The following is a 25,774-nucleotide window of genomic DNA, read 5'->3' on the forward strand; positions in this document are numbered from 1 at the left end:
GCCGGGCGGCACGAGGCCCCCGAGACGGACGGGCCACCCGCCGGGCCCGCCGCCGCCGAGGCGCCCGCCCGGGCCCCCGCGCAGCCCGCCCGCGGCGCCGCCACGGGCGCGTCCCTGAACGGGGGCGACACCCCGGAGGAGGACGTCGAGGTCACCGACCTGCTCCTGGTCGTGGACCTGACCGACGAGGTGCTCGTCGTCGACGAGCACCCGCGCTACCACCTGGCCGACTGCCCCTGGCTGGCCGGCCGGGAGCCGATCCCGCTGCCGGTGAACGAGGCGCGCACCGACGGGTTCACCCCGTGCGCGGTCTGCGGACCGGACGCGCACCTGGCCACCGTCGAGCGCGCCCGCAGGGCCGCCCGCCGCGGCTGACCGCGGCGGGCGGCCGCGTCAGGCGGCCACGAGGTCAGGCCCGGGCGAGCCAGAAGCGGGAGCCGTTCGGCCCCTCGACGCCGGCACCCTCGCCCGCGGTACCCGCGTGGACGGCGGTGGCGAGCACCTCGCCGGCCAGCTGCTCGCCGGACGCGGTGAGCGCCTCGGCCATCGGCCCGTCGGCGGTCCACCACAGCTCGATCCGGTCGCTGACCGCCAGGCCCGCGTTCTTGCGGGCCTCCTGCACCAGCCGCACCGCCTCGCGGACCAGCCCGGCCCGCTCCAGCTCCGGGGTGAGCGTGAGGTCCAGCGCCACGGTCAGCCCGGCGGCGCTGGCCACCGTCCAGCCCTCGCGCGGGGTCTCGGTGACCACCAGGTCGCCCTCGGCCAGCGGCACCGCCTCGCCGTCGACGTCGACCGACGCGGTCCCGGCCCGGTAGGCCGCGACCAGGGCGGCGGGGTCGGCCGCGGCGACGGCCTTCGCCACCGCCTGCACCTGCTTGCCCAGCCGCCGCCCGACGGCGCGGAAGTCGACCTTGACGCTGACGTCGACCAGGTCGCCGCCCACCGCCGCCAGCTCGTCGAGCTCGGCCACGTTGAGCTCGTCGGCGACCTCGGCCACCAGGTCGCGGCCCATCGCGGACCAGCCGGGCGCGGCGACCAGGGCCCGCGCCAGCGGCTGGCGGGTGCGCACCCTCGCCGAGGTCCGCGCCGCCCGGCCCAGCTCCACCAGCCGGCGCACCAGGTCCACCTGCGCCACCAGCTGCGGGTCGCGGGCGTCCTCGTCGACGGCCGGCCAGGACGCCAGGTGCACCGAGTCCGGGGCGTCGTCGCCGAGGCCCGGCCGCACGACGCGCGTCCAGACCTCCTCGGTGACGAACGGGGTGAACGGCGCCATCAGCCGGGTCAGCCCGTCGAGCACCTCGTGCAGGGTGCCCAGCGCCGAGGGGTCGCCGTCCCAGAACCGGCGCCGCGAGCGGCGGACGTACCAGTTGGACAGGTCGTCGACGAACTGCGCGAGCAGCCGCCCGGCGCCCTGGGTGTCGAAGGCCTCCAGCGCGTCGGTGACGCCCTCGGTGACCGCGGCCAGCTGGGCGAGCGCCCAGCGGTCCAGCAGCGGCCGCTCGGCCCGCGGGGGAGCGGGGGAGGCGGCCGGGTCCCAGCCGTTGGTCTCGGCGTACAGGGTGAGGAAGCTGGCGGTGTTCCAGTAGGTCAGCAGGACCTTGCGGACCACCTCGGACAGCGTCTCGTGCCCGACCCGCCGCGCCGACCACGGCGAGCCGCCGGCCAGCATGAACCAGCGGACGGCGTCGGCGCCGTGCCGGTCCATGAGCGGGATCGGCTCGAGGATGTTGCCCAGGTGCTTGCTCATCTTGCGGCCGTCCTCGGCGAGGATGTGGCCCAGGCACAGCACGTTCTCGTAGGAGTTCCTGCCGAAGACCAGCGTGCCGACGGCCATCAGCGAGTAGAACCAGCCGCGGGTCTGGTCGATCGCCTCGCAGATGAACTGCGCCGGGTAGGCCGCCTCGAACTCCTCCCGGTTCCGGTGCGGCGCGCCCCACTGCGCGAAGGGCATGGAGCCGGAGTCGTACCAGGCGTCGATGACCTGCGGCACGCGCCGGTAGGTCCCCTCCTCGCCGGGGCGGGTGAAGGTCACCTCGTCGATGAAGGGGCGGTGCGGGTCCAGGTCGGACAGGTCGCGGCCGGCCAGCTCCGACAGCTCCGCCAGCGAGCCGACGACGACCGTGCGGGACGGGTCGGCGTCGTTGCGCCAGATCGGCAGCGGGGTGCCCCAGTACCGGTCGCGGGACAGCGCCCAGTCGACGTTGTTGTTCAGCCAGTCGCCGTAGCGGCCCCACTGGATGGTCTCGGGGTGCCAGTGCGTCTTCTCGTTCTCCGCGAGCAGCTGGTCCTTGACCGCGCTGGTGCGGATGTACCAGGACGGCTGCGCGTAGTACATGAGCGGCGTGTGGCAGCGCCAGCAGTGCGGGTAGCTGTGCTCGTAGCGCTGCTCGCGCCACAGGACGCCGCGCTGCTGCAGGTCGACGACGAGGGCGTCGTCGGCGGCCTTGAAGAAGCGCCCGCCGACCAGCGGCACCTCCGGCAGGAAGTGGCCGGAGGCGTCGATCGGGTTGACCACCGGCAGGCCGTAGGCGCGGCAGACGGCGAGGTCGTCGGCGCCGAACGCGGGGGACTGGTGGACCAGGCCGGTGCCGTCGTCGGTGGTGACGTAGTCGGCGAGGACGACGTAGTGCGCGTCCTGCGGCCGACCGTCGGGGCCCTCGGGGAAGTCGACCAGCTCGAACGGGCGCCGGTAGTGGGTGCGCTCCCAGTCGCGGCCGGTCGTGCGCGCCAGCACCTCGACGTCGTCGGTGTCGCCGAAGACGGCGCCCAGCAGCGGCTCGGCGACGACGAGGGTGGGGCGGGCCGGGTCGGAGTTGTCGCGCGCCACCAGGTACGTGACGTCGGGGTGCACCGCGACGGCGGTGTTCGACGGCAGCGTCCACGGCGTCGTCGTCCAGACCAGCAGGTCGGCCTTCCCGGCCCACTCGCCGTCGGTGACCGGCAGCCGGACGTACACCGAGGGGTCGGTGATCGACTCGTAGCCCTGGGCGACCTCGTGGTCGGACAGGCCGGTGCCGCAGCGCGGGCAGTACGGGGCGACGCGGTGGTCCTCGACCAGCAGGCCCTTGTCGAAGACCTGCTTGAGCGACCACCAGACGCTCTCGATGTAGGAGGGGTCCATCGTCCAGTACGCGGTGGACATGTCGACCCAGTAGCCCATGCGGCGGGTGAGGTCGCTGAACGCGTCCACGTGCCGCATGACCGACTCGCGGCAGCGGGCGTTGAACTCGGCGATGCCGTAGCGCTCGATGTCGGGCTTGCCGGCGAAGCCGAGCTCCTGCTCGACGGCGATCTCGACCGGCAGGCCGTGGCAGTCCCAGCCGGCGCGGCGGGGCACGTGCCAGCCCTGCATCGTCTTGAAGCGGGGGAAGACGTCCTTGAACGCCCGGGCCTCGATGTGGTGGGTGCCCGGGCGCCCGTTGGCGGTGGGCGGGCCCTCGTAGAAGACCCACTGCGGGCGGCCCTGCGAGGCCTCCAGCGACCGGGCGAAGACGTCGGCGTCCTCCCAGCGGCGCAGCACGTCCTGCTCGAGCGCGGGCAGGTCGACCTGGGGCGGCAGCGCACGGAACGGAGAGCTCACGGACCGATCCTCCCACCCTGCCCTCCCCTCGTCCCCGAGCCGTCGAGCGCGCCCACGTCCAGGCGCGGCGGCCCGGCCGCGGGCGTACGGGAGACTGATCACCATGGGGAGCGGGCGGTGAACACCACGGTCACGCTCGCCCTGGCAGTCGGGGCGCTGGTGGTGCTCGTGGCCGCGGTCGCCCTGCGCGTGGCCGACCGGCTGGGTCTGCCGAGCCTGCTGCTCTACCTCGCGCTCGGTGTGGCGCTGGGGGAGAGCGGGCTGGGCATCGAGTTCGAGGACGTCGCGCTCACCCAGACCCTCGGCGTCGCCGCGCTCGTCGTCATCCTCGCCGAGGGCGGCCTGACCACCCGGTGGGGCGACGTCCGCCGCGCCGTCGGGCCGGGGCTGGCCCTGTCGACGGTCGGCGTCGTGGTCAGCGTGGCGACGACGGCGGCGGTCGGCGTCTGGCTCCTGGACCTGGACTGGCCGTTCGCGCTGCTGCTGGGCGCCGTCGTGAGCTCGACCGACGCCGCCGCGGTGTTCGCGACCCTGCGCCGGCTGCCCCTGCCGCGCCGGATGGTGGCCGCGCTGGAGGTGGAGTCCGGGCTCAACGACGCGCCCGTCATCCTGCTGGTCGCAGTGCTGTCCGACGCGCTCACCGGGGAGGAGACGGAGTCCTGGTGGGTGACCGTGGTGGTGGTGGTCGCCGAGCTGGTCGGCGGCGCGGTGGTCGGGCTGGCGCTCGGGGCCGGGGGTGCCTGGCTGCTGCGCCGCGCGGCGCTGCCGCTGTCGGGCTTCTACCCGCTGGCCACGCTGGCGCTGTGCGTGCTCGCGTTCGCGTCGGCGTCGCTGGCGCACACGTCGGGCTTCGTCGCCGTCTACCTGTGCGGGCTGGTGCTCGGCAACGCGGCGCTGCCGCACCGGGCGGTCACGATCGGCTTCGCGGAGGGCATGGCCACGCTGGCCCAGATCGGGCTGTTCGTCCTGCTCGGGCTGCTGGTCTCGCCCGGCCGGCTGCCCGACGCGATCGGCCCGGCGCTGCTGGTCGGGCTGGCGCTGCTGCTGGTGGCGCGGCCGCTGTCGGTGCTGGCGAGCCTCGTCTGGTTCCGCATGCCGGCGGTGCAGCAGGCGTTCGTGTCCTGGGCGGGGCTGCGCGGCGCGGTGCCGATCGTGCTGGCCACCTTCCCGCTCACCGCGCAGGTGCCCGGCGCCTCGTTCGTCTTCGACACGGTCTTCGTGCTGGTCGTCGTCTTCACCGTCGTGCAGGGCTCGTCGCTGCCCTGGGTGGCCCGCCGGCTGGGCATCGCCGCGCCGCTGACCCCGCGCGAGATCGAGGTGGAGTCAGCGCCGCTGGAGGAGCTCGACGCCGAGCTCATGCAGATGCGGGTGCCCGACGGCTCCCGGCTGCACGGCGTCTACCTGCCCGAGCTGCGGCTGCCCGAGGACGCCGCGGTGGTGCTGATCGTCCGCGACGGGCGGTCGTTCGTGCCCGACGAGACCACCCGGCTCATGCGCGGGGACCAGGCGCTGCTGGTGTCGGCCCGCCGCTCCCGCCCGGAGGCCGAGCGCCGGCTGCGGGCGGTCAGCCGCGCGGGCCGGCTGGCCACCTGGCGCGGCGAGCAGGGCGCCGCGACCGAGTCCGACTGAGCGGCCCCCGGACGACGACTCCCCCCAGTCGCGGGAACGGAGCGGACCTCAGCCGTTGAGCTCGAGGGTCTGCGTCGTGTCCGCGCGGACGGCCGCCAGCAGGGCCGGGTCGGAGGAGAGGTCGCGGCCGTAGGAGGGGATCGCCTCCTCGAGCGCGGCGCGGCGCGCGGCCACCCGGTCGGGGAACGCCCGCTCGACCAGCGAGAGCATCGCCGAGACCGCCGTCGAGGCGCCGGGGGAGGCGCCCAGCAGGCCCGCGATCGAGCCGTCGCCGCCGACGATGAGCTCGGTGCCGAACTGCAGCACGCCCTTGCCGCTCCTCGGGTCGCGCTTGATGACCTGCACCCGCTGGCCGGCGGTGATCATCTCCCAGTCGGCCTGCTCGGCCAGGGGCACGAACTCCGTCAGCGTGCGGTGGCGGGCCTTGCGCGACTGCAGCAGCTCGGTGACCAGGTACTTGGTCAGCGCCAGCTCGGTGCGGGCCACGCCCAGCATCGAGCCGAGGTTGTTCGGCTTGACCGACAGCGGCAGGTCGAACACCGAGCCGGCCTTGAGGAACTTCGGCGACCAGCCGGCGTAGGGGCCGAACAGCAGCGAGAACTCGCCGTCGACCAGGCGCAGGTCCAGGTGCGGCACCGACATGGGCGGCGCCCCGACGGCGGCCTGCCCGTAGACCTTGGCCTGGTGCCGGCTGACCAGCTCGGGGGAGCGGGTGCGCAGGAACATGCCGCTGACCGGGAAGCCGCCGAACCCGCGGATCTCGGGGACCGCCGCCTTCTGCAGCAGCGGCAGCGCGCCGCCGCCGGCGCCGACGAAGACGAACCGGGCGCGCACGGTGCGCTCCTCGCCGGTCCGCCCGTCGGTGACGGTGACCTTCCAGCGGCCGTCGTCGCGCTTCTCCAGGCCGGTGACCCGCTGGCCGGTGTGCACCTGCACGCCGCGGGCCTCGCCCTGCTCGAGCAGCAGCCGGGTCAGCGCGCCGAAGTTGACGTCGGTGCCGGCGACCGAGCGGGTCGCGGCGACGACCTGCGCGGGGTCGCGGCCGTCCATGACCAGCGGCACCCACCCCGCCAGCTCGGCGGGGTCGTCGGTGTACTCGAGCCCGGCGAACAGCGGCTCGGCCGACAGCGCCGCATGGCGGTTGCGCATGTAGGTGCGCCCGCCCTCCCCGGTCACGAAGCTGACGTGCGGGACGGGGGAGATGAACTCCTTGGGCGAGCCGGTCAGGCCGCTGCGCACCAGGTGCGACCAGAACTGGCGCGACACCTGGAACTGCTCGTTGATGAGGCGGGCCTTGGTGGTGTCCACCCGGCCGTCCGGCCCCGCGGGCGTGTAGTTCAGCTCGCACAGCGCCGCGTGCCCGGTGCCGGCGTTGTTCCACGCGTCCGAGCTCTCGCCCGCCACCGCGTCCGCGGACTCGAAGACGGTGATGCTCCACTCCGGCGCGATGACACCGAGCAGCGACGCCAGGGTCGCGCTCATGATGCCCCCGCCGACGAGCACCACATCGGGGTCGGTGGCTGAACCGAGGTCGGTGGACACGACTGCCTTCCTGCCGGGTGGACGTGCGCCATCTCCGACGATCGGCCGAACGGCGTCCCGGGACGCCCTCGGCGGGGTGTGAGATTCGTCTACCCGGCGGTGAGCTGCCTCACCGTCGCGGCGGTGGTACGGCCGCGCCGCGGGCCGGGAGGCACGGCCGCCGAGGCTATCGTCGGGCTCGCCGGCCGCCTCCCGCGGCCACCCGCACACCGCCGCGAGCACGAGGAGCCCCCCGCTGAGCGAGCGACCCGAGGACCCCGCGGAGGCCCCCGCCGCGGCCGCTCCGGACGACGCCGCCGTGTACGACGCCGCCGTGCACGCTGCCGCCGCGGACGCTGCCGCCCCGGCACCGGCCCGGCGCGCGCGCACGCGGCTGCTCCTCCTGCTCGCCGCGGCCGTCTTCCTCGCCGACCTCGGCAGCAAGCTGCTCGTCGTCGCCACGATCGACCGCGGCGAGAACCTCCGGGTGCTCGGCGGGGCGCTGTACCTCACGCACGCGCGCAACACCGGCGCCGCCTTCTCCTTCGCCGAGGGCTTCACCGTCGTCTTCACGCTGGTCGCGGTCGCCGTCGCCGTGGTGATCGTCCGGACGGCGCGGCGGCTGTACTCCACCGGCTGGGCAGTCGCGCTGGGGCTGGTCCTCGGCGGCGCCCTGGGCAACCTGGTCGACCGCGTGTTCCGCGAGCCGGGGTTCCTGCGCGGCGGCGTCGTCGACTTCCTGTCGGTGTTCGCGCCGGACGGCGAGGTGTACCCGATCTTCAACCTGGCCGACTCCGCGATCGTCTGCGGCGGGCTGCTCGGGGCCTACCTCGCGCTGCGCGGCGTCGAGTTCGACGGCACCCGGACCCGCGACCGCGGCGACGGCGCGGTGTCCCGCGGCTGACCTGTCACGATGGACCGGTGAGCGCTCCCGGTCAGCACCGCGCCCTCCCGGTGCCCGACGGCCTGGAGGGCCAGCGGGTGGACCAGGCGCTGGCGCGGCTGTTCGGGCTGTCCCGCGCGGTCGCCGCCGACCTCGCCGACGCCGACAAGGTGTGGGTCGACGGCCGCGTCCGCGGCAAGGGCGACCGGCTCACCGGCGGCAGCTGGCTGGAGGTCGAGCTGCCCCCGCCGCCGGGGGAGGCGCCGCCGCCCGAGCCGGTGCCCGGCCTGACCGTCGTCCACGACGACGACGACGTGGTGGTCGTCGACAAGCCGGTCGGCGTCGCGGCGCACCCGAGCCCCGGCTGGGAGGGCCCGACCGTCGTCGGCGGGCTCGCCGCGGCCGGCTACCGCATCTCCACCTCCGGCGCCCCGGAGCGGCAGGGCGTGGTGCACCGCCTCGACGCCGCCACGACGGGGCTGATGGTCGTCGCCAAGAGCGAGCGCGCCTACACGCTGCTCAAGGCGGCGTTCAAGGAGCGGACGGTCGACAAGGGCTACCACGCGCTCGTACAGGGCCACCCCGACCCCTCGCGCGGCACCATCGACGCGCCCATCGACCGGCACCCGCGGCACGACTGGAAGTTCGCCGTCGTCTCCGGGGGGCGCCCGTCGGTCACCCACTACGAGGTGATCGAGGCCTTCCCGGCCGCCAGCCTGGTCGACATCCACCTCGAGACCGGCCGCACCCACCAGATCCGGGTGCACTTCTCCGCGCTGCGCCACCCCTGCGTCGGCGACACCGCCTACGGCGCCGACCCGACGCTGGCCGCCCGGCTCGGGGTGTCCCGGCAGTGGCTGCACGCGGTGCGGCTGGGCTTCGCGCACCCCGCCGACGGGCACCGGGTCGAGTTCACCAGCGACTACCCGGACGACCTCGCCGGGGCGCTGGCCGTCCTGCGCGCCGAGTCCTGACCCTCCCGTGACCGGCCTCCCCGCCACCCTCGCCGACTGGGGCCCCGCCGCGCTGTCGGCCGTGGTCGTCGGGGTCTACCTCGTCGCCGGCGAGCCGCTGGTCGGGCACGTGCTGCACCGCCGCTTCGAGGGCCGGCTGCGCACCGACCCGGCCGCCCGGCGCTCCTTCTACCGGCGGCTGCTGGTCCTCGAGTGGGGGCTGGCGGCCCTCGCCCTCGTCGTCTGGCTGGCAGCGCCGGACGTCGACGCCGCCGCCGTCGGGCTGGCCTGGCCCACCGGCCCGCCGGGACCGGTCACCGGCGCCGCCGCGCTGCTGGTCCTGGTCCTGGCGCTGGTCTCGGTCCGGGTGCTGCGCAGCGGGGCGCTGACCCGTGCGGGCACGCCGCAGCCGGGCACCTCCCCGCCCGCCCAGGGCCGGCACGCCGAGCCGCCCGTGCACGCCACCCTGGCCCTGCTGCCGCGCAGCCGGTCCGAGCGGCGGCTGTTCACCGTCGTCGGGGTGACCGCGGGGGTGTGCGAGGAGTGGCTCTACCGCGGGTTTTTCCTCGCGGTGGTCGCCGCGGTGGGCGGCGGGCTGCCGCACGCGGTCCTGGTCGCCGTCGCGGCCGTGGCCTTCGGGCTGGCGCACGCCTACCAGGGGGTGGGCGGGGTCGTGCTCACCGGCGTGCTGGGCGGGGTGTTCGCGGCGCTGTACCTGGAGACGGGGTCGCTGCTGCTGCCGGTGCTGCTGCACGCCGCGGTCGACCTGCGGTTCCTGCTCGTGCCGTCGTCGGCGCTGCCCGAGGCGCTGCCCGCGCCGCGCGCCACCGGCGGGGCGCCCGCGTGAGCGCCCCGACGGCCGGCGTCGCCACCGCCGCCGACTGGCCGGAGGTGGTCGCGGTGCGCACCCGGGTCTTCGTCGAGGAGCAGGGCGTGCCGCCGGAGGTCGAGCAGGACGCCGCCGACGCCACCGCCGTCCACGCGGTCAGCCGGGGCCTCCACGGCGACCTGGCCGGCCGGGTGGTGGCCACCGGGCGGCTGCTCGAGCGCGACGGGCGGGGGGTGATCGGCCGCATGGCCGTCGACGCCGCCGCCCGCGGCGCCGGGCACGGCGCCGCGGTGCTGACCGAGCTGCACCGGCAGGCGGCGCTGCGCGGCCTGACCGAGGTGGAGCTGCACGCGCAGGTCACCGCCCGCGGCTTCTACGAGCGGGCCGGCTACACCGCCGTCGGCGAGGAGTACGAGGAGGCCGGCATCCGGCACGTCACCATGCGCCGCCGACTGTGACGGGGTCGTCCCGCCGCGCCGGGACACGTCCTGTCAGACCCTCGGCGTAGAACGTCCCCGGTGCGAGGATCAGGGGACCGGCCCGGGCCTGCGTCGGTGCCCGGCCGGACCAGTCCCGAGCCCGCACCGCGCCGCCCGGTCTTCCCCGCCGGTCGCCCGCCGGAGCACCCGACGGCCGGGCCAGCACGACCCGTGAGGAGCACCGCACCGCCGTGAGCAGCAGCGCCGCCCAGAGCACCGACTCGTTCGCGCACCTGCACGTCCACACCGAGTACTCGATGCTCGACGGGGCGGCCAAGCTGCCCGAGGTGACGAAGGCCGCGGCCGAGCAGGGCATGCCGGCGCTGGCCATGACCGACCACGGCAACGTCTTCGGCGCCTACGACTTCTACAAGCAGGCCAAGGCCGCCGGCGTGAAGCCGATCATCGGCATGGAGGGCTACTACACGCCCGGCTCGCGGTTCGACCGGGCGCCGTTCGACTTCGGCGACAACCTCATCGACGAGGACGGCGAGGGCGGGTCCTCCCGCGGCAAGGCCGCCTACACGCACATGACCCTGCTGGCGCGCACCACCGAGGGGATGCACAACCTCTTCCGCATCTCCTCGCTGGCCAGCCTCGAGGGCCAGTACCGCAAGCCGCGCTTCGACCGCGACCTGCTCGAGCGCTACGGCACGGGCCTCATCGCGACGACGGGCTGCCCGTCCGGCGAGGTCAACATGTGGCTGCGCGCGGGCAAGCTCGACCGCGCCCGGCAGGCGGCCGCCGACTTCCAGGACATCTTCGGCAAGGAGAACTTCTACGCCGAGCTGATGGACCACGGCCTGTCCATCGAGCAGAAGACCCGCCCGCAGCTGCTGGAGATCGCGAAGGACCTGGGCATCCCGCTGCTGGCCACCAACGACCTCCACTACACGCACAAGGAGGACGCCGAGGCCCACGACGCCCTGCTGTGCATCCAGACCGGGGCGCGGCTGAACGAGACCAACCGCTTCAAGTTCAACGGCGACGGCTACTACCTGAAGAGCGCCGCCGAGATGCGCGCGCTGTTCCCCGGCGACCTGGCCTCGGCGTGCGACAACACGCTGCTGGTCGCCGAGCAGTGCGAGGTGGCCTTCACCGAGGGCGCCGACCTCATGCCGCGGTTCCCCCTGCCGCCGGGGGAGGACGAGACCTCCTGGTTCGTCAAGGAGGTCGAGCGGGGGCTGCACAAGCGCTACCCGAACGGCATCCCCGACCACGTGCGCAAGCAGGCCGACTACGAGGTCGGGATCATCACCCAGATGGGCTTCCCCGGGTACTTCCTCGTGGTCGCCGACTTCATCAACTGGGCCAAGGACAACGGCATCCGCGTCGGCCCCGGCCGCGGCTCGGCCGCGGGCTCGCTGGCCGCCTACGCCATGGGCATCACCGACCTCGACCCGCTGCAGCACGGGCTGATCTTCGAGCGGTTCCTCAACCCCGAGCGCGTCTCGATGCCCGACGTCGACATCGACTTCGACGACCGCCGCCGCGGGGAGGTCATCCAGTACGTCTCGCGGAAGTACGGCGAGGAGCGGGTCAGCCAGATCGTCACCTACGGCACCATCAAGGCCAAGGCCGCGATCAAGGACGCCGCCCGGGTGCTCGACCGCCCCTACTCGGTGGGCGACGAGCTGACCAAGCTCATGCCCCCGGACGTGATGGGCAAGGGCATCCCGCTGTCGGGCGTCTTCGACCCGGCCCACCCGCGCTACAAGGAGGCCGCGGAGTTCCGCGCCCGCTACGAGTCCGACCCCGGCGCGGCCGAGGTCGTCGACCAGGCGCGCAAGCTCGAGGGCCTGAAGCGGCAGTGGGGCGTGCACGCGGCCGGCGTCATCATCGGCCGCTACCCGCTGATCGACTCGATCCCGATCATGCGCCGCGAGAACGACGGCGCGATCATCACGCAGTTCGACTACCCGACCTGCGAGACGCTCGGCCTGCTGAAGATGGACTTCCTGGGCCTGCGCAACCTCACGGTCATCGACGACGCGCTGCGCAACATCGTCGCGAACGGCAAGGAGCCGATCGACCTCGACGAGATCAGCAAGGACCTCACCGACAAGGCCACCTACGACCTGCTGGCCCGCGGTGACACCCTCGGCGTCTTCCAGTTCGACGGCGGGCCGATGCGCTCGCTGCTGCGGCTCATGCGGCCGGACAACTTCGAGGACATCTCCGCGGTCGGCGCGCTCTACCGGCCGGGCCCGATGGGCGCGAACTCGCACACCAACTACGCGCTGCGCAAGAACGGCCAGCAGGAGATCACGCCGATCCACCCCGAGCTGGCCGAGCCGCTCGAGGACATCCTGGGCGGCACGTACGGCCTGATCGTGTACCAGGAGCAGGTCATGGCGATCGCGCAGAAGGTCGCCGGGTACTCGCTCGGCAAGGCCGACCTGCTGCGCCGCGCGATGGGCAAGAAGAAGAAGTCCGTCCTCGACGCCGAGTTCGTCGGCTTCGAGGCCGGCATGAAGGAGCGCGGCTACTCCGACGCCGCGATCAAGACCCTGTGGGACATCCTCGTCCCGTTCGCCGACTACGCGTTCAACAAGGCGCACTCGGCGGCCTACGGCCTGGTCTCCTACTGGACGGCCTACCTCAAGGCCAACTACCCGGCCGAGTACATGGCCGGGCTGCTCACCAGCGTCGGCGACGACAAGGACCGCCGGCCGGTCTACCTGGCCGAGTGCCGCCGGATGGGCATCAAGGTGCTCCCGCCGGACGTCAACGAGTCCTCCTGGGACTTCACCGCGGTCGGCACCGACATCCGCTTCGGCCTGGCGTCGGTGCGCAACGTGGGCACCAACGTCGTCGACTCGATCGTCCGGGCGCGCGAGGAGAAGGGCGCGTTCAAGGACTTCGCCGACTTCATGCGCAAGATCGACACGGTGGCCTGCAACAAGAAGGTCATCGAGTCCCTGGCCAAGGCCGGCGCCTTCGACTCCCTCGGCCACTCGCGCCAGGGCATCGCCGCCATCCACGCCCAGGCCGTCGACGCCGCCATGTCGCTCAAGCGCAAGGAGGCCGAGGGCCAGTTCGACCTGTTCGGCAGCTTCGGCGGCGACGGGGACGACCCGTTCGGCAGCGCGCTGGACATCGCCGTCCCGACGGCGGACTGGTCGAAGTCCGAGCGGCTGGTCTTCGAGCGCGACATGCTCGGCCTCTACGTCTCCGACCACCCGCTGCACGGCGTCGAGCACGTGCTCGCCGCCAACGCGGACACCCCGATCGCGGAGATCAACGCCGGCGGGGTCGAGGACGGCGCGAACGTCACGATCGCCGGCATCCTCACCTCGGTGCAGCCCCGCACCAACAAGCAGGGCGCGCCGTGGGCCATCGCGACGCTGGAGGACCTCGAGTCCGGCATCGAGGTGCTGTTCTTCCCGAAGACCTGGGCGGAGGTCTCGGAGAAGGTCGTCCGCGACCAGATCGTCGTGGTCAAGGGCCGGATCAGCCGCCGCGACGACCAGCCCTCGCTGTTCGGCTCCGAGGTGACCGTCCCCGAGCTCACCGAGGGCCCCCGCGGCCCGGTGCTCGTGTCGATGGCCGCGGCCCGCTGCACCCCGCCGGTGGTCGAACGGCTGCGCGAGGTGCTGGGCAGCCACCCGGGCACCACCGAGGTGCACCTCAAGCTGCTCAACAACGGGCGCGAGACGGTGCTGCGGCTGGACCAGGGGCTGCGGGTGCGGCCGAGCACGGCCCTCATGGGCGACATCAAGGCACTGCTGGGACCGACCAGCGTCGCCCTGCTGTGACCGGCACGCCCGGGAGCGGGCCGTCCGCTCCGCGGGGTTCACTGGGGGTCGTGAGCAGCCCGTCTCCGCTCCCCGACAGCCCGTACGCCCCGCCCGCCTCGGTGGTCGGCGCCGCGGGCACCGCTCCCGGCGCCGGGAACGCCGCCTCCGGCGCCGGGGACGTCGCCCCCGGTGCCGTCCCGGCCGCGGTGCCGCCCGCCCGGCCGGCCGGTGCCGCGCTGCTGGCGGAGCTGCGGCGGGACCTGCGGGGGGCGGCGCTGTGGGCGGCGCTCGTCGCGCTCGCGGGTGTCCCGGCCGGCCTGCTGTGGGTCTGGCTGGCGCCGCGGGCCCGGTTCGAGGTGGTCGAGGGCGGGGCGGTGCCGGTCGGGCGCCCGTCGGCGGAGCTGCTGGTCGCCGACGACTCGGTGCTGGTGCTCGTCCTCGCCGGCCTCGGCCTGCTCGCCGGCGGGATCGCCTGGGGGATGCGCCGCCGGCGGGGCGTGGCCACCGTGGTGGGCACCGCGCTCGGCACCGCGCTGGCCGGGGTCCTCGCCTGGCAGCTGGGGGAGCTGCTCGCGCCCGGGCCGACGCCGGCCCAGCTCGGCGACGTCGGCACCCGGGTGACCACCGGGCTGGAGCTGTCCAGCCCGCCGGCGCTGGCGGTGGCCCCGTTCGCCGCGCTGCTGGTCTACGTGGTCGCGGCGCTGTTCGCCGCCCGCGACGACCTCGGCCGGGGGTGACGTCCTGGGACGGCCCCCCGCAGGGTCCCGCCGCGAGCCTCCACCGGCCTTCCTGCAGGGTCCCGCCGCGAGCTTGCGAGCGGTGGGGGGCAGGGAGGTCCTCCACGGGGGTAGGGGGTCCTCCGCCTAGTTGAGGCTGGTCGGGCCGGCGAACTGCTGCAGCGGCGCCGGGACCGCCCCCACCGTCCGGAGCAGGGTCAGCTCCCGGCGCAGCATCCGCGTCTCGGCCACCAGCCGCCGCCGGGTCGCCGACTCGGCCAGGAGCGCCTGCCGGTCCTCGGTGGTCAGCAGCGCCGCCGAGGCCACCAGGTAGGACAGCGCGCGGGCGTCCCCGTCGACGACGTCGAGGAGCGCGTCGGTGCCCTCGAGGTCCTGCGCGTCGCCGGCCACGGCGGTCTCCGCGCCGCCGGTCTGCAGGCTCGCCACGGCGCTCACGTAGCGGGTGAACAGCGAGCCCACCCCGCGCTCCAGCACGTCGAGCGACCCGCGGGCCACCTCGGCCACCAGCCCCTCGTCCGGGCCCCCGCCGGGCGGGGAGGACCCCACCTCCTGGTCACCGGCCGCCTCCTCGGCGGCCTCCTCCTCGGCCAGCCACTCGACCTCGGCGCGCAGGTAGGGCGTGCCGTCCTCGTCCTCGTCGTCCCCGCCGACCAGGACGTCGAGCAGCCGGAACCGGTCGCCGCCGACGGTGGTGAGGCGGAACCCGCCGTCGGGCTGCGGTCGCACGGTCTGCAGGTGCGCGGTGCAGCCGACGTCGTAGAGCGCCTGGGCGGGGGCGACCCGCTCGACCTCCCAGCCCTGCCGGATCGCGACCACCCCGAAGAACCGGCCGTCGCCGTCCTCCGGCTGCGCCAGCAGGTCCCGCACCAGCGCCCGGTAGCGGGGCTCGAAGACCTGCAGCGGCAGCACGATCCCGGGGAACAGCGGCGACCCGAGCGGGAACAGCGGGATGAGGTCGCCCACACCGGCGAGCCTACGGGCGCCCCTGGCCCCCGGCGCCGTGACGGCGGGCGGCCGGACCCCGACTACGCTGGGAGGTCGTCCCTCGCCTGGTTCCGGAGGCCTCCCGTGCTCGCCCGCATCGACCTGCGTGGATCCGCGCTGCCGGGGGTCCGTGACCTGGCCGGCCTGCTGCCGCGCGCCGCCACCGACATCGACTCCGTGCTGGCCACCGTCCGGCCGCTGTGCGAGGACGTCCGCGTCCGCGGCGCCCAGGCGGTCCGCGAGATCACCGCCCGCCTCGACGGCGTCGACCTCGAGGACTTCGCCGTCCCGGCCGACGCGATCCAGGGCGCGCTCGACGGGCTGGCCCCCGACGTGCGGGCCGCGCTCGAGGAGGCCATCGCCCGGGTGCGGAGGGTGCACGCCGACCAGGCGCGCACCGACGTCACCACCCAGGTGGTCCGCGGCGGCACGGTCACCGAGCGCTGGGTGCCGGTGCGCCGCGTCGGCCTCTACGTCCCCGGCGGGCTGGCGCCGCTGCTGTCCAGCGTGGTGATGAACGTCGTCCCGGCGCAGATCGCCGGCGTCGCGTCGATCGCCGTCGCCTCCCCGCCGCAGCGCGACCACGGCGGCCTGCCCGACCCGGGCGTGCTGGCCGCGTGCGCGCTGCTCGGCGTGACCGAGGTCTACGCCGTCGGCGGCGCGCAGGCGATCGCGGTGTTCGGCTACGGCGCGGGCTCGTGCGAGCCGGTGGACGTGGTCACCGGCCCCGGCAACGTCTACGTGACCGCCGCCAAGCGGCTGCTGCGCGGGCTGATCGGCATCGACTCCGAGGCCGGCCCCACCGAGGTCGCGATCCTCGCCGACGACACCGCCGACCCGGTGCACGTCGCCGCGGACCTGATCAGCCAGGCCGAGCACGACCCGCTGGCCGGCGCGGTGCTGGTCACCACGAGCGAGGAGCTGGCCGACGCCGTCCTCGACCTCGTCCCCGGCCAGGTCGCGGCCACCAAGCACTCCGACCGCATCCTCACGGCGCTGGACGGCAGCCAGTCGGGGATCGTGCTGGTCGACGACCTCGACGCCGGCCTGGCGGTGGTCGACGCCTACGCCGCCGAGCACCTGGAGATCCAGACCCGCGACGCCCGCGACGTGGCGCTGCGGGTGCGCAACGCCGGCGCGGTGTTCGTCGGCGCCTGGTCGCCGGTGTCGCTGGGCGACTACATCGCCGGCTCCAACCACGTGCTGCCCACCGGCGGCTGCGCCCGGCACTCCAGCGGCCTGTCGGTGCAGTCGTTCCTGCGCGGCATCCACGTCGTCGAGTACGACGAGCAGGCGCTGGCCGAGGTGGCCGGGCACGTCGACGCCCTCGCCCACGCCGAGGACCTGCCCGCGCACGCGGCCGCGGTCCGGGTGCGGCAGAAGCCGTGACGGCCACCCCGAGGACGTCGATCGACGAGCTCCCGCTGCGGCCGGAGCTGCGCGGGCGCACGCCCTACGGCGCCCCGCAGCTGCAGGTCACCCACCGGCTCAACACCAACGAGAACCCGCACCCGCTGCCCGCGGAGCTGCTGGCCACGCTCGGCGAGGCGCTCGGGCACGCGGCGCTGGAGCTCAACCGCTACCCCGACCGGGACGCCGTCGCGCTGCGCACCGACCTCGCCGCCTACCTCAGCCGCGGCGGGGAGCGGGTCGAGCCCGCGCAGGTGTGGGCGGCCAACGGCTCCAACGAGGTCCTGCAGCAGCTGCTGCAGGCCTTCGGCGGCGCCGGGCGGACGGCGCTGGGCTTCACCCCGTCCTACTCGATGCACCCGATCATCTCCGCCGGCACCGGGACGGCGTGGGTCGACGGGCACCGCCGCGAGGACTTCACCATCGACGCCGCGCAGGCCGCCGCCCAGGTGCGCGAGGTCCGGCCCGACGTCGTCTTCGTGACCAGCCCGAACAACCCCACCGGGACGGCGGTCGCGCTGGAGACGGTCGAGCAGCTCCACGACGCCACCGAGGGCATGGTCGTGGTGGACGAGGCGTACGAGGAGTTCGCCCGCACGGGCACGCCGTCGGCGCTGAGCCTGCTGCCCGGCCGCCCGCGGCTGGTGGTCAGCCGCACGATGAGCAAGGCGTTCGGCATGGCCGGCCTGCGGCTGGGCTACCTCGCCGCCGACCCCGCCGTCGTCGACGCGCTGCAGCTGGTGCGGCTGCCCTACCACCTGTCCTCGCTGACCCAGGCCGCCGCGCGGGCCGCGCTGGCGCACACCGACGCGCTGCTGGCCACCGTCGACGCGGTCAAGGCCCAGCGCGACCGGATCGTCGCCACCCTGCCGTCGCTGGGGCTGACCAGCGTGCCCAGCGACGCCAACTTCGTCCTGTTCGGCCGGTTCGCCGACGCGCACGCCGCCTGGCAGGCGCTGCTCGACCGCGACGTCCTCGTCCGCGACGTCGGCATCCCCGGCTGGCTGCGGGTCACCGCCGGCACCCCGGCGGAGACCGACGCCTTCCTCACCGCGCTGGGTGAGGTGGCCCCCGACCACCGCCTGGGAGACTGAGACCCATGAGCCGTACCGCCCGCGTGGAGCGCGCCACCAGCGAGACCAAGCTGGTCGTCGAGCTGGACCTCGACGGCACCGGAAAGAGCTCGATCAGCACCGGCGTCGGCTTCTACGACCACATGCTCACCGCGCTGTCCCGGCACAGCGGCATCGACCTCACCGTGCAGGCCGACGGCGACCTGCACATCGACGCCCACCACACGGTGGAGGACGTCGCCATCGCGCTCGGCCGGGCGTTCGGCGAGGCGCTCGGGGACAAGAAGGGCATCACCCGCTACGGCGACGCCACGATCCCCATGGACGAGGTGCTCGTGCAGGCGGCGGTCGACCTGTCCGGCCGGCCGTACTTCGTGCACGCCGAGCCCGAGACCATGACGCCGATGATCGGGCCGGACTACCCGACGTCGCTGACCAAGCACGTCCTCGAGTCCTTCGCCTTCAACGCGCGGATCACCCTGCACGTGCGGGTGCTCTACGCCGGCCGCGACGCCCACCACATCGTCGAGGGCCAGTTCAAGGCGCTCGCCCGGGCCCTGCGCGCCGCCGTCGCGATCGACCCGCAAGTCGCCGACGTCCCCTCCACCAAGGGCGCGCTGTAACGGATGGAGTTCGGCGTCGTCCTCGTCGTCCTCGGCGGGTTCCTGCTGGGCGGGGCGTGGAGCATGTGGAAGGCGGACCACGACACGAGGGGCCGCACGGGCCCGCAGGTCCTGATCGCGGTCGTCCTGCTGGTGGCGGCGCTGCTGGCCACCGCGTCGGGGATCCTGAGGCTCGTCTGAGCGACCGGGACCGCCTCCCCGGGCCGGTCCTCGCCGACCGGCGGTGGCCGCGGTGCTCGAGCGGGCGCCCCGGGACCGGGCGGGAATCCCGGCGGGGACCGCGGCGCTGCCACGTACCGTGGCAGACGTGAAGAAGGTGGTCGTCCTCGACTACGGGTCCGGCAACCTGCGCTCGGCCGAGCGGGCGCTGGCCCGCGTCGGCGCCGACGTGACCGTGACCGCCGACCGCGACGCCGCCCTCGAGGCCGACGGGCTCGTCGTGCCGGGAGTGGGCGCGTTCGCCCACTGCATGCGGGAGCTGCGCGCCGTCGACGGGCCGCGCACCATCGGCCGGCGGCTGGCCGGCGGCCGGCCGGTGCTGGGCATCTGCGTCGGTATGCAGGTCCTGTTCGAGCGCGGGGTCGAGCACGGCCACGACGCCGAGGGGTGCGGTGAGTGGCCCGGCACGGTCGAGCAGCTGGAGGCGCCCGTCCTGCCGCACATGGGCTGGAACCGGGTTGAGGTGCCCGAGGGCAGCGTGCTGTTCGACGGCCTGGCCGACGAGCGGTTCTACTTCGTGCACTCCTACGGCGTCCGCGAGTTCACCCTCGGCCAGGACGGCCCGCCGTCGCGGCTGGCGCCGCCGAAGGTGACCTGGGCCGAGCACGGCGACCGGTTCGTCGCCGGCGTGGAGAACGCCGCGCTGTCGGCGACGCAGTTCCACCCGGAGAAGAGCGGCGACGCCGGCGCCCAGCTGCTCACCAACTGGCTGGCCACGCTCTGACGCGTCACGTCAGGGGGAAGGGCGGCTGCAGCCACCACGGCGCGTCGACCACCTCCACCCGGCGGACCCACTTCACCCACCAGTAGCCGCGCCGGCCCGGCGCGACCAGCCGCACCGGCGCCCCGTGCCCGGCCGACAGCGGCCGGCCCGCGCAGTGCGTGGCCAGCAGCAGCGCGCCCGCGTCGGCCAGCGGCAGCCGCCGCCGGTAGCCGGTCACGCTCACGACGTCGACGCTGCCGTCCTCCGGCAGCCCGGCGCCGGCCAGCAGCCGGTCCAGCCGCACGCCGCGCCACTCCTGCGTCGCGTACCAGCCGCCGGTGCAGTCGAGGACGGCGGTGACCGTGTCGCCGCGGTCGAGGTCGGCGGCGCGCAGCCGGGTCGTGCGGCCGCCCGCGACCAGCTCGACGGTCCCGCCGGCGTCGTCCGGGACGGCGTCGGTGAACCACTGCGTCACCGGCATGGCCGCGGGGTCGCCGCTGCCGCGCTCGTGCGAGCCGGTGCCGCGCCGGCGCGCGCCCGGTGCCCCGGTGAGCCGCAGGCCGCCCTCGACCGCGCCCCACAGCGCGGCCGCGGCGACGGCCAGGTCGCCGGCCCGCAGCAGCCCGCGGCGGGAGGCGTCGCCGCGCCGCGGCCGCTGCCGGCTGCCCACGGCGTGCACCGCCAGCAGCACCGCGGTGCCGACCGCCGTCGCGACGTGCACCTGCAGCAGCGCCACGCCGCCCACGGCCAGTCCGGGCCCCGCGACGGTGTGCAGGAGGCCGGTCACGACGGTCAGCCCGACGAGGACCGCGAGGCCCCACGCCGCCGTCGGGTCGCGCCGGCCACGGGTGCGCGCCCGCGACCTGCGGACGACGACGGCCTTCCACGGCACGAGCAGCAGCAGGCCGAGCCCCGCCGCCCCGTGCGCGGCGGCCACCAGCCGCGAGGGCAGCGGCGTCCCGACGCCGAACGCGAGCACCCCGGTGCCGCCGGCCACGAGCAGGAGCACGAGCAGCCCGAGGTTCGTCCGGCGCCCGGCACGAGCGGGGAGCGCACCGCGCAGCATCCCCGGAGTGTCCTCCGCGCGCGCCTAGGGTGACCCGGTCCGGCACCCGGTCGAGGAGGACCCCGCTTGCCCGCGTCGCGCACGCCCGCCCCGGCACCCGAGCGCCGCGGGGGGCTGGCCGGCCCGCTCGTCACCCTGGCGCTGCTGGCCGGGCTGACCGTCTGGAGCGTGCTGGCGCTCCGGCCGCCGGCCCCCGCGCCCGCCGACGCCCCGGCGGCGTCGTTCAGCGCCGGCCGGGCCTTCGCGCACGTGCAGGAGATCGCCGCGCAGGTGCACGTCACCGGCAGCCCGGCGCACGAGCGCGTCGTCGACGGGCTGGTCGCCACGCTCACCGACCTCGGCCTGGACACCCGCGTGCAGAACGCCGTCGGCACCCGGCAGGCCGGCCCCGGGGCGGCGGAGATGGCGCGGGTGCGCAACGTCGTCGCGGTCCTGCCCGGCACCGACAGCACCGGCCGGCTGTTCCTCGTCGCGCACTCGGACTCGGTGGAGACCGGCCCCGGAGCCAGTGACGACGCCGCCGGCGTGGCCGCGATCCTCGAGACGGTGCGCGCGCTCGGCGAGGGCGAGCCGCTGCGCAACGACGTCGTCGTGGTCATCACCGACGCCGAGGAGGCGTGCCTGTGCGGCGCCGAGGCGTTCGCCGACAGCCACCCGCTGGCGAGCGAGGGCGGGGTGGTGCTCAACCTCGAGGCCCGCGGCACCACCGGCCCGCCGATCACGTTCGAGACGTCGCCGGGCAACGCCGGGCTGGCCGCGCGGTACGCCGCCGCGGTGCCGCACCCGGTGGCCAGCAGCTTCGCCGTCGAGGTGTACCGGACGCTGCCCAACGACACCGACTTCAGCGTGCTGCTCGGCGACGGCGACTTCACCGGCCTGAACACCGCCTTCATCGACGGCAACGCGGGCTACCACACCCCGCAGGACACCCCCGAACGGCTGGACCGGCGGACGCTGCAGGCTCTGGGCGACAACACCCTCGCCCTCACCCGGGAGCTCGGCGACGCCGCCCTGACCGGCCTCGCCCGCCCCGGCGACGGCGACGCCACCTACTTCCCGCTGCCTACCGGGCTCGCGCGGTACCCGGGCGCGCTGGTGTGGCCGCTGGCGGGGGCGGCGGTGCTCGGCGTCGTCGTCCTGGCGCTGGTGGACCGCCGGCGCGGCTCCTCCGTGCCGCGGACGCTGCTCGGGACGGCGGCGGCGCTGCTGCCGCTCGTGCTGGCGCCGCTGGCGGTGACCGGGCTGTGGCGGCTGCTGGTGCTCATCCGGCCCGGCTACGCCTCGATGACCGACCCGTGGCAGCCGGGCTGGTTCCGGCTGGCGGCGGTCGCGCTCGTCGCGGTGGTGGTGCTCGCCTGGTACGCGCTGCTGCGCCGCCGCCTGGGCGCCGCGGCACTGCGCACCGGGGCGCTGACCCTGCTCGCCGTCCTCGCGGGAGTCCTCGCGGCGCTGGCGCCCGGCGGGTCGTACCTGGCCGCGCTGCCGGCACTGGCCGGCGCGCTCACCGGGCTGCTGCCTCGGCGCGCGCAGCCCGCCGGCGCGCTGGTCGCCGGGGCGGTCGCGGTCGTCGTCCTCGCGCCGACCGTGGCGCTGTTCCTCCCGGCGCTCGGCCTGGCCGGCGGGGCCGCGCCGGCGGCGGTCGCGACGGTGCTCGCCCTGGCCCTGCTGCCGGTGGTGGAGGGGCTGTTCCCGGCCGGCCGCGCGCGGCTCCGGACGCCGGCCGTGCCCGGGGTCGCCGTCGTCCTGACCGTGCTGCTCACCGCCGTCGGGCTGGCCGTGGACCGCTTCGACCCGCAGCACCCGGTGCCCAGCCGGCTGGTCTACGCCCTGGAGGCCGACACCGGCGAGGCGTGGTGGGCCAGCACCGAGGACGACCCGGGGGAGTACACGGCGCGCTACGTCGGCACCCCGCGGACGCTGCCGCACGACTACCCGTACCTCGCCGGGGAGGCGGTGGCGGCCGGGCCGGCGGAGGTCGCGGGCCTGCCGACGTCGCGGGTCGAGGTCGTCGACGACCGCTCCTCCGGCGGGCAACGGACGGTCACCGTGCGGGTCACGCCGCAGCGCGAGGTCCGGCTGGTGGTGCTGGACCTGACCGCCGACGGCGGCACGGTCACCGCCGCCCGCGTGGAGGCGCGCGACGTCCCGGCGCAGGCGCTGGGGGAGGACCGGCTGTGGGTCACCTTCCACGCGCCGCCCGCGCAGGGCGTGGAGGCGACGTTCACCGTGGACGGCGACGGGCCGCTGCGGCTGCGGGTGGTCGACGGCAGCGACGGGCTGGACGACCTGCCCGGCTTCGAGCCCCGCCCGCCGGGCGTGGACGCGGCCGGCACGCACAGCTCCGACCTCGTGGTCGTGGGGGCGACGACGGACCTCGGCTGACCCGCCGCCGCACGCCGACCTGTGGCCGTCCCGGCGCGGTCGGGGCAGCCGCAGGTCGGCACCGGGCGCTCAACCGCCGTGGCGGGCCAGCAGCTCCGCGCCGATCGCGGCCAGCTCCGCGCGCACCGCGGCGGGCTCGACCACCTCCACCGCGGCGCCGAACCCGGCCAGCTGCTCGGCGACCGCGCGCACCGTGTGGGCCGCGACCCGCAGCCGCACGCGCCCGTCGCCGTCCGGGCCGCCCTCGACGGCGCAGTGCCGGCTGAACCGGTCGCGCAGCACCGGCACCAGCCGCGCGGGCACCACCACCGTCGCGGCCTCCGGCGACCGGCGCCGCTCCACCTCGCCGACCACCTCGTCCCACGCGCCGGGCAGGTCGAGCCCGGCGGGCCGCTCGAAGCCCTCCCCGGTCACCGCCGGCGCCCCCATGCGGTCGACGCGGAAGGTGCGCCGGCCGGCGGCGGTGCCGGCCACCAGGTACCAGGTGCCGTCCTTGTCCACGAGCCCCCACGGCTCGGCCCGCCGCCGCCCGGGCGCGCCGCCGCGCCCGGCGTAGTCGAACTCCACCACCCGCCGGGCGACGACGGCGTCGAGCAGCAGCGCCACCTCCGGCCGGTCCCGGGCCTGCTCGCCCCAGCCGGACGGGTCGACGACGACCGCCTCCGCGGCGGCCGCGGCCTCGGCGCGGAAGGTCCCCGGCAGCGCCCGCAGCAGCTTGCGCAGCGCGCCCCGGGCGTCCGGCCCGGCCGCGGTGGCGGGGCCGAGCAGCAGGAACAGCGCCCGCGCCTCGGGCCCGGTCAGGCCGGTCAGGTCGGTGCGCGCCCCGCCGACCAGCTGCCACCCGCCGCCCCGCCCGGCCTGCGGGTACACCGGCACGCCCGCGGCCGACAGCGCCTCCAGGTCGCGCCGGGCGGTCGCGACCGACACCTCCAGCTCGGCGGCGGCCTGCGCGGCGGTGACCCGGCCGCGGGCCTGGAGCAGCAGGAGGAGGGCCACCAGCCGGTCGGCGCGCACGCCGCCGAGGATGCCGCGGAAAGTGCTCAGGAGGTGAGCACTTCTCCGCGGAGCATGGGATCCAGCGGGACGCAGCAGGCGGACCGCCCGACGGAGGGACCCTCCCGTGCTCCGAGGACTGGCCACCGTGACCCTGCTCGCCGACGACGTCCCCGCCGCCGTCCGCTGGTACGCCGGCGTGCTCGGCACCGGGCCCTACTTCACCCGGCCGGTCGAGGGGCCGCCGGCCTACGTCGAGTTCCGCATCGGCGACGACGAGGACGAGCTCGGGATCATGGACGCCCGCTACGCCACCTGGGCCGCCGGGCAGCCGGCCGGCGTCGTCGTCCACTGGCACGTCGACGACCTGCCCGCCGCGCTGCGGCGCCTCGAGGACGCCGGCGCCACCGTCGTCTCCCCGCCCACCGTCCGCGGCGAGGGCTGGTCCACCGCGGTGGTCGCCGACCCGTTCGGCAACCTGCTCGGCCTCATCACCAGCCCGCACTGGGCCGCCGCGCACGGCGGCTGACCGGGCTCAGCTGCGCAGGTAGGACGCGCCGTTGACGTCGACGATCGTCCCGGTGCTGAACCGCGCCTCCGGCGACGCCAGCCACAGCACCGCCGAGGCCACCTCCTCCGGGCGCGCGACCCGGCCGAACGGCGACTGCGCGCGGACGGCGTCGCCACCGGGGCCGTCGAGCACCTCGCGCGCCATCTCGGTCTGCACGAAGCCCGGCGCCACCGCGGTGACCGAGATGCCCAGCGGCGCGAGCGCCAGCGCCATCGACTGCGCGAACGCGTTCATCCCGGCCTTCGAGGCGCCGTAGGCCGGGTTCTGCGGCTCGCCGCGGAAGGCGCCGCGGCTGGACACGTTGACCACCGCGCCGCCGCCGGCGGCCCGCAGGTGCGGCACGGCGCGGAAGGTCGCGTGCGCGGCGCCGAGCAGGTTGACCGCGAGCGTCCGCTCCCACACCTCCTGCCAGTGCTCGAACGACGACTCCAGCGGCGGGGAGGCGACGAAGACGCCGGCGTTGTTGACCAGCACGTCCAGCCCGCCCAGCGCTTCGGCGGCGGCGTCGACCATCGCGCCCACGGCCTCGGCGTCGGTCATGTCGGCCTGCACCAGCGCGTGGCCGGACCCGGGCAGCTCGGCGAGCACGGCCTCGGCGCGCTCCTTCGACGTGCCCCAGTGGACGGCCACCCGGTCCCCGCGCCCGGCGAAGGCGCGGGCGATCGCGCGGCCGATGCCGCGGGAGCCACCGGTGACGAGGACGGCGCGCGAGGAGGAGGTCACGAGCGGGCAGTCAACCAGCCCGGCCACCGGCGGCCCGCGTCACCACCGGCCCCGGTGGACGACCTCGTCCACGCCCCGCCGGCCGCGCCGCAGCGACGGCGAGCGCCGGTCGTCCCCGCCCGGGTAGCCGACCGACACGACGCCGACCGGCCGGTGGGTGCCGGGGATCCCGAACGCCTCCCGGACGGCGTCCACCCGCTCGGCCGGGACGCCGAACAGGCAGGCGCCGAGCCCCTCGTCGACGGCGGTCAGCAGCATCATCAGCGCCGCCATCCCGGCGTCGACGTCCCACCAGGGCACCGGCCAGCGGGTCTCGTCGCGATCGGTCCAGCCCTTGTCCGGCTCGGCGTAGCGGTCGAGGTAGGCGGCCTTCGACGACAGCGGGACCACCAGCAGCGGCGCCCGCCGCATCCGGGTCAGCCACGCGTCGGGCGCGCCCTCCCCGGCGGTCACCGACCAGAACAGGTCGCGGTCGGCGGCCGACTCGAGCACCAGGAACGCCCAGCCCTGGGTGAACCCGGCCGAGGGCGCCCGGATCGCGTGCTCCAGCAGCCGCTCGCGCACCTCCGGCGGCACCGGCCGGTCGGGGTCGTAGTCGCGCACCATGCGGCGCCTGCGGACGACGTCGGCGAACTCCACCCCCGCAGCCTGCCTCGGGTGGGTCAGGCCACAGCGG

The 25,774-nt window shown here is 75.7% G+C and carries 22 protein-coding genes; 15 read left to right on the forward strand and 7 right to left on the reverse strand.

Annotated features, from left to right (window positions below; all coding sequences use genetic code 11):
• On the forward strand, positions 1 to 375 hold a 375-nt coding region (locus ACFO3M_RS03820; protein WP_465253857.1), incomplete at its 5' end, for a hypothetical protein.
• Positions 376 to 409: 34 nt separating this feature from the next.
• Here ACFO3M_RS03820 and ileS read toward each other — a convergent pair.
• Positions 410 to 3,580 (reverse strand): isoleucine--tRNA ligase, encoded by a 3,171-nt coding sequence (gene ileS / locus ACFO3M_RS03825; RefSeq protein ID WP_387986570.1) that lies wholly within the window; start codon positions 3,578 to 3,580, stop codon positions 410 to 412.
• A gap of 117 nt (positions 3,581 to 3,697) precedes the next feature.
• Between ileS and ACFO3M_RS03830 the strand changes: the two genes are divergently transcribed.
• On the forward strand, positions 3,698 to 5,209 hold the full coding sequence (locus ACFO3M_RS03830; protein WP_387986573.1) for a potassium/proton antiporter: 1,512 nt from the start codon (positions 3,698 to 3,700) through the stop codon (positions 5,207 to 5,209).
• A 48-nt stretch (positions 5,210 to 5,257) separates the two neighbouring features.
• On the opposite strand, the gene mqo is transcribed toward ACFO3M_RS03830, so the two are convergent.
• The gene (mqo, locus tag ACFO3M_RS03835; protein WP_387986576.1) at positions 5,258 to 6,751 is read right to left on the reverse strand and encodes a malate dehydrogenase (quinone); all 1,494 of its coding nucleotides are present in this window, start codon (positions 6,749 to 6,751) and stop codon (positions 5,258 to 5,260) included.
• A gap of 298 nt (positions 6,752 to 7,049) precedes the next feature.
• Here mqo and lspA point away from each other — a divergent pair, with 298 nt between their 5' ends.
• From lspA to ACFO3M_RS03865, 6 genes are all read left to right on the forward strand, one after another.
• Positions 7,050 to 7,634: a signal peptidase II gene (gene lspA, locus ACFO3M_RS03840; protein ID WP_387986578.1), complete on the forward strand. Its 585-nt coding sequence runs from the start codon at positions 7,050 to 7,052 to the stop codon at positions 7,632 to 7,634.
• A 17-nt stretch (positions 7,635 to 7,651) separates the two neighbouring features.
• Entirely contained in the window at positions 7,652 to 8,587 is a 936-nt protein-coding gene (locus ACFO3M_RS03845; RefSeq protein ID WP_387986581.1) for an RluA family pseudouridine synthase, read from the forward strand.
• A gap of 7 nt (positions 8,588 to 8,594) precedes the next feature.
• Complete coding sequence (locus ACFO3M_RS03850; protein ID WP_387986582.1) at positions 8,595 to 9,413, forward strand: CPBP family intramembrane glutamic endopeptidase; 819 nt, start codon at positions 8,595 to 8,597, stop codon at positions 9,411 to 9,413.
• Positions 9,410 to 9,853 carry a GNAT family N-acetyltransferase gene (locus tag ACFO3M_RS03855; protein WP_387986583.1) on the forward strand — a complete coding sequence of 148 codons (444 nt, stop codon included), beginning with the start codon at positions 9,410 to 9,412 and terminating at the stop codon, positions 9,851 to 9,853. Before ACFO3M_RS03850 ends, ACFO3M_RS03855 begins: the two co-directional genes overlap by 4 nt.
• Before the next feature lie 212 nt (positions 9,854 to 10,065).
• Positions 10,066 to 13,632, forward strand: a complete 3,567-nt coding sequence (gene dnaE / locus ACFO3M_RS03860; protein ID WP_387986585.1) for a DNA polymerase III subunit alpha — start codon at positions 10,066 to 10,068, stop codon at positions 13,630 to 13,632.
• Between the two features lie 50 nt (positions 13,633 to 13,682).
• Positions 13,683 to 14,351 carry a hypothetical protein gene (locus ACFO3M_RS03865; RefSeq protein WP_387986588.1) on the forward strand — a complete coding sequence of 223 codons (669 nt, stop codon included), beginning with the start codon at positions 13,683 to 13,685 and terminating at the stop codon, positions 14,349 to 14,351.
• A gap of 126 nt (positions 14,352 to 14,477) precedes the next feature.
• Here the strand turns inward: ACFO3M_RS03865 and ACFO3M_RS03870 are convergent, their stop codons facing one another.
• A complete protein-coding gene (locus ACFO3M_RS03870) occupies positions 14,478 to 15,314 on the reverse strand; it encodes an LON peptidase substrate-binding domain-containing protein (RefSeq protein WP_387986590.1) in 837 nt (278 codons plus the stop codon).
• A 105-nt stretch (positions 15,315 to 15,419) separates the two neighbouring features.
• On the opposite strand from ACFO3M_RS03870, the gene hisD reads away from it, so the two are divergent.
• The 5 genes from hisD (at position 15,420) to hisH (ending at position 19,384) form a co-directional block, all read left to right on the forward strand.
• A complete protein-coding gene (hisD, locus tag ACFO3M_RS03875; protein WP_387986592.1) occupies positions 15,420 to 16,724 on the forward strand; it encodes a histidinol dehydrogenase in 1,305 nt (434 codons plus the stop codon).
• A complete protein-coding gene (locus ACFO3M_RS03880; protein ID WP_387986593.1) occupies positions 16,721 to 17,839 on the forward strand; it encodes a histidinol-phosphate transaminase in 1,119 nt (372 codons plus the stop codon). The genes hisD and ACFO3M_RS03880 overlap by 4 nt, the downstream gene beginning before the upstream one ends.
• A gap of 5 nt (positions 17,840 to 17,844) precedes the next feature.
• Positions 17,845 to 18,441 (forward strand): imidazoleglycerol-phosphate dehydratase HisB, encoded by a 597-nt coding sequence (gene hisB / locus ACFO3M_RS03885; protein ID WP_387986595.1) that lies wholly within the window; start codon positions 17,845 to 17,847, stop codon positions 18,439 to 18,441.
• 3 nt (positions 18,442 to 18,444) lie between these two features.
• Entirely contained in the window at positions 18,445 to 18,621 is a 177-nt protein-coding gene (locus tag ACFO3M_RS03890) for a hypothetical protein (RefSeq protein WP_387986597.1), read from the forward strand.
• A gap of 127 nt (positions 18,622 to 18,748) precedes the next feature.
• The gene (gene hisH, locus ACFO3M_RS03895) at positions 18,749 to 19,384 is read left to right on the forward strand and encodes an imidazole glycerol phosphate synthase subunit HisH (protein WP_387986598.1); all 636 of its coding nucleotides are present in this window, start codon (positions 18,749 to 18,751) and stop codon (positions 19,382 to 19,384) included.
• 4 nt (positions 19,385 to 19,388) lie between these two features.
• Here hisH and ACFO3M_RS03900 read toward each other — a convergent pair whose 3' ends face one another.
• On the reverse strand, positions 19,389 to 20,429 hold the full coding sequence (locus ACFO3M_RS03900; protein ID WP_387986599.1) for a molybdopterin-dependent oxidoreductase: 1,041 nt from the start codon (positions 20,427 to 20,429) through the stop codon (positions 19,389 to 19,391).
• Positions 20,430 to 20,495: 66 nt separating this feature from the next.
• Between ACFO3M_RS03900 and ACFO3M_RS03905 the strand changes: the two genes are divergently transcribed.
• The gene (locus ACFO3M_RS03905; protein ID WP_387986602.1) at positions 20,496 to 22,811 is read left to right on the forward strand and encodes a M28 family peptidase; all 2,316 of its coding nucleotides are present in this window, start codon (positions 20,496 to 20,498) and stop codon (positions 22,809 to 22,811) included.
• Positions 22,812 to 22,880: 69 nt separating this feature from the next.
• On the opposite strand, the gene ACFO3M_RS03910 is transcribed toward ACFO3M_RS03905, so the two are convergent.
• Positions 22,881 to 23,825, reverse strand: coding sequence for a helix-turn-helix transcriptional regulator (locus tag ACFO3M_RS03910; protein WP_387986604.1), 945 nt, complete (start codon positions 23,823 to 23,825; stop codon positions 22,881 to 22,883).
• Positions 23,826 to 23,931: 106 nt separating this feature from the next.
• Here ACFO3M_RS03910 and ACFO3M_RS03915 point away from each other — a divergent pair, with 106 nt between their 5' ends.
• Positions 23,932 to 24,333 carry a VOC family protein gene (locus tag ACFO3M_RS03915; RefSeq protein WP_387986607.1) on the forward strand — a complete coding sequence of 134 codons (402 nt, stop codon included), beginning with the start codon at positions 23,932 to 23,934 and terminating at the stop codon, positions 24,331 to 24,333.
• A 6-nt stretch (positions 24,334 to 24,339) separates the two neighbouring features.
• Here the strand turns inward: ACFO3M_RS03915 and ACFO3M_RS03920 are convergent, their stop codons facing one another.
• Together ACFO3M_RS03920 and ACFO3M_RS03925 are read right to left on the reverse strand one after the other, a co-directional pair.
• Positions 24,340 to 25,098 (reverse strand): SDR family NAD(P)-dependent oxidoreductase, encoded by a 759-nt coding sequence (locus tag ACFO3M_RS03920; RefSeq protein ID WP_387986609.1) that lies wholly within the window; start codon positions 25,096 to 25,098, stop codon positions 24,340 to 24,342.
• 39 nt (positions 25,099 to 25,137) lie between these two features.
• On the reverse strand, positions 25,138 to 25,737 hold the full coding sequence (locus ACFO3M_RS03925) for a nitroreductase family protein (RefSeq protein ID WP_387986611.1): 600 nt from the start codon (positions 25,735 to 25,737) through the stop codon (positions 25,138 to 25,140).
• Positions 25,738 to 25,774 lie beyond the last annotated feature (37 nt).

Source organism: Geodermatophilus arenarius (genome assembly GCF_042654585.1).
Lineage (GTDB): Bacteria > Actinomycetota > Actinomycetes > Mycobacteriales > Geodermatophilaceae > Geodermatophilus > Geodermatophilus arenarius.

Coding starts and splice junctions, on each gene's coding strand:
- hisB (WP_387986595.1), top strand. CDS start 17,845: ATGAGCCGTACCGCCCGCGTGGAGCGCGCCACCAGCGAGACCAAGCTG.
- ACFO3M_RS03890 (WP_387986597.1), top strand. CDS start 18,445: ATGGAGTTCGGCGTCGTCCTCGTCGTCCTCGGCGGGTTCCTGCTGGGC.
- ACFO3M_RS03900 (WP_387986599.1), bottom strand. CDS start 20,429: ATGCTGCGCGGTGCGCTCCCCGCTCGTGCCGGGCGCCGGACGAACCTC.